Origin of the sequence: Acidovorax sp. Root217, from assembly GCF_001428645.1 — a bacterium.
GTDB lineage: Bacteria > Pseudomonadota > Gammaproteobacteria > Burkholderiales > Burkholderiaceae_C > Acidovorax.
The window spans coordinates 185,443-188,541 of sequence record NZ_LMIH01000041.1 but is presented as its reverse complement, the minus strand read 5'-3'; the positions used below and the strand labels follow the sequence as shown (position 1 = coordinate 188,541).

3 protein-coding genes and 1 pseudogene are annotated in these 3,099 nt (G+C 66.0%); 1 reads left to right on the top strand and 3 read right to left on the bottom strand.

Annotated features, from left to right (window positions below):
- The coding region (locus tag ASE31_RS31955; RefSeq protein WP_157412693.1) for an MCP four helix bundle domain-containing protein at positions 1-1,065 on the bottom strand (1,065 nt) is incomplete at its 3' end.
- A 78-nt stretch (positions 1,066-1,143) separates the two neighbouring features.
- Positions 1,144-1,665, bottom strand: coding sequence for a chemotaxis protein CheW (locus ASE31_RS27345; RefSeq protein WP_057205780.1), 522 nt, complete (start codon positions 1,663-1,665; stop codon positions 1,144-1,146).
- 296 nt (positions 1,666-1,961) lie between these two features.
- On the opposite strand from ASE31_RS27345, the gene ASE31_RS27340 reads away from it, so the two are divergent.
- On the top strand, positions 1,962-2,774 hold the full coding sequence (locus ASE31_RS27340) for an alpha/beta fold hydrolase (protein ID WP_057205778.1): 813 nt from the start codon (positions 1,962-1,964) through the stop codon (positions 2,772-2,774).
- Between the two features lie 87 nt (positions 2,775-2,861).
- On the opposite strand, the pseudogene ASE31_RS31950 reads toward ASE31_RS27340, so the two are convergent.
- Positions 2,862-3,099 (bottom strand): annotated as a pseudogene (locus tag ASE31_RS31950) (methyl-accepting chemotaxis protein); the annotation flags it as partial.

Below are 3,099 nucleotides of genomic sequence, written 5' to 3'. Positions count from 1 at the left end.
GATCTTGCTGCTGCTGGCGTTGATGCCTTTCATGGTCTCGACCACTTCGGCCACCACGTCGCCGCCCTGTACGGCCACGGTGGAGGCGCTCAGGGCCAACTGGTTGGCCTGGCGTGCGTTGTCGGCGTTCTGGCGCACGGTGGAGCCGAGCTCTTCCATCGAGGCGGCCGTCTCTTCCAGTGCCGAGGCCTGCTGCTCGGTGCGCGCCGACAGGTCGTTGTTGCCCGAGGCAATCTGGGCGCTGGCCGAGGCCACGCTTTCGGCGTTGCCGCGCACCGTGGTCACGGTATTCGCCAGGCTTTGCTGCATGCGCTGCAGGGCGCTGAGCAAGTGGCCGGTTTCATCGCGGGATTGCACGACGATGTCGCCACTGAGGTCGCCGGCGGCGACGCGGTCGGCAGCCTGCACCGCCTGGGCCAGGGGGCGGGTGATGGAGCGGATGAGCCACACCGCCGCCAAGACTGCCAGCAGGATCGCGAACGCGGCTGCAGCCCACATCACGAAACGCGCATTGAGGTAGATCGAAGCGGCGCTGGCGCTAGCGGCCCTGGCACCAGCGCCGTTCAATGCCGCGAGTTTCTTCAGGGTATCAATCGACTCCATGTACCACTTGCGCGATTCGCCCTGCAAAAACGCAAAAGCCTGCTCGCTCTCGTTCTTGCGCGACAGCTCCAGCAGCTTCACGGCAGACTCGCCATAACCCTTGCGCGCCTGGACATAGGTTTCATACAGCTTGCGTTCCGCATCGCTGGCGATCAAGCCTTCGTAGGTGGCCTCTGTCGCCTTGATCTCGGCGCGCATACCCTCCATCGCTTTTTCCACCTGACCCTTGGCCGAAGGGTCCTGGGTGGTCAGATGCCGGAATTCATTGAGCCGCGCTTCTGCCAGTTGGGCGTCGAGGCGATTCACCAACTCGACACTGGGCAGCCAATTTTCGGTGATGTCCGACGTACTGCCATAAATCGCGGTCAGTTGCGACAGCGCTGTGGCGATGACTGCGAGCAACAGCAGTACAAGGGCGCCAAAGGTGCCCGCCATGCGAGTCGATATCTTGAGATTGTTCATGGTGTCGTTTCCAGAAAATACCTGACTGGTCCACAGCGCACCAGTCCACTGCCGACTTCTGCGCCGCCTGGCTTTGTATCAGGTCGCCGCAGCCTTCACCAGCCCGATGTCGGCACTGCACAGCAGCGCCTCGATGTCCATCAGGATCAGCATGCGCTCACCCACGCTGGCAATGCCGGTGACAAAGGCAGGGTCCAGGTTGCCTTGGGGCTCGAACTGCGGCACGGGCTTGATGAACTCCGGGGCCAGGGTGACCACGTCGGCCACGGCATCGACCACCGCCCCGACCAGCAAGGACCCCAGGTCCAGGATGATGACCACCGTGAAGTCGGTGTAGCTCGCCTCGGGACAATGCAGCTTCATGCGCAGGTCCAGGATGGGCACGATGCGCCCGCGCAGGTCGATCACCCCCTTGATGAAATCCGGCGAATGGGCCAGGCGGGTGGGCTGCTCGTAGGAGCGGATTTCCTGCACCCGAAGGATGTCGATGCCGTACTCCTCCGCACCGAGGCGAAAGCTGAGGTACTCCCGCGCACACCCGGCAGGCGGGGCATTGCGGGAAGTGATTTCAGGCGAGGCTTCAGCAAGGGGTTGGTTCATGGCGGGTGTCTTCGGGATGGAAAAGCATGCCCCCGGTTGAGGGATTGCAGGCACTCCCAAAAGCATAGCAGCAAAATTTACATTTCATAACAAAACACGGCCCGATGCCGACTGCTGCAAGCCCGGCCCCCGCCTCATTGGAGAGCTACCTCCACTCCCGAAGAGGGTTCCGGCGCAAAAAAATGTTACCGTTACCCGGGCTGTCGAATGGCAAGCCGCTGCACAGCTGGCGCCCCCGCCGCCGCACCGCCCCTGACGCCGCCGGGCAGTTGCCTTGTGCCCCATGGAATGACCTGATGACGCTGTTCACCAAAAAAGAGAAGAACCCCCACCACATGCCTGCCCCCGGCCTGCCCTTGCTGGCGCTGGAGCTGCGCGCGCCCTGGGAATTCGGGGCGGTGCTGCCTGCCTGGCCGGTACTGCAGCGCGCGCCCAGGGGCGATGGGCATACCGTCATCGTCTTCCCCGGGCTTACGGCCGGCGACGCCACCACGGCCCCGCTGCGCCGCTACCTGGAATCGCGCAGCTATGACACCCAGGGCTGGGGACAGGGGCTGAACCTGGGCCCGCGCGAAGGCGTGCTGGACAACGCCAAGCAGCAGTTGCAGCAGGCCGCACAGCGCAGTGGCGGCAAGGTGAGCCTGGTGGGCTGGAGCCTGGGCGGCATCTATGCGCGCGAGCTGGCCAAGGAACTGCCCGACCTGGTGCGCTGCGTGGTGACACTGGGCACGCCCTTTGCCGGGCCCCACACCTCCACCAATGCCTGGCGCATCTACCAGTTCGCCAGCGGCCGCAGCATCGAGCGCGAGACCGAGAACTACAACCTGCCCGAGGCCCCGCCCGTGCCCACCACCAGCATCTACTCGCGCAGCGATGGTGTGGTGGCCTGGCGTGGCAGCCTGCAGGCGCCCGCAGCGCACAACCCGCACACCGAGAACATCGAGGTGGTGGCCAGCCATTTCGGCATCGGCCTGAACCCGAGCGCCTGGTGGGTGGTGGCCGACCGGCTGGCCCAGCCGCAGGGGCCGGGAGCCGCATGGCAGGCCTTCAAACGCCCTGCACTGCCGGGGCTGCAGCTGGTGTTTCCGGATCCGCACCGGCCACGCTGAACGCGGCCCGCACCGGTCCAGGCGTGAAAAACCCGCCGACGGCGGGTTGAAAGAGAGGACGGCCCAGGGACAGCCTGCGGCCTTCAATCAGAAGCTTTCCCACTCATCATCCCCACCCCCGGCCGCCTTGGCCGGCGCCTTGGGTGCCGCTGCCGCTGCAGGGCTTGCCGCCGCTGCGGCCTTGGGCGCCGCCAGCCGGCTGGCCACCGGGGCCTTGGTCGCTGGCCTGGAGGTTACGGCCGCGCGCGCTGCCGGTGCCGCCATGGCCACCGGCTTGCGCACCGCTGGGGCCGGTGCAGTTGCCGCGCTGCGCTGGTTGGCGGCA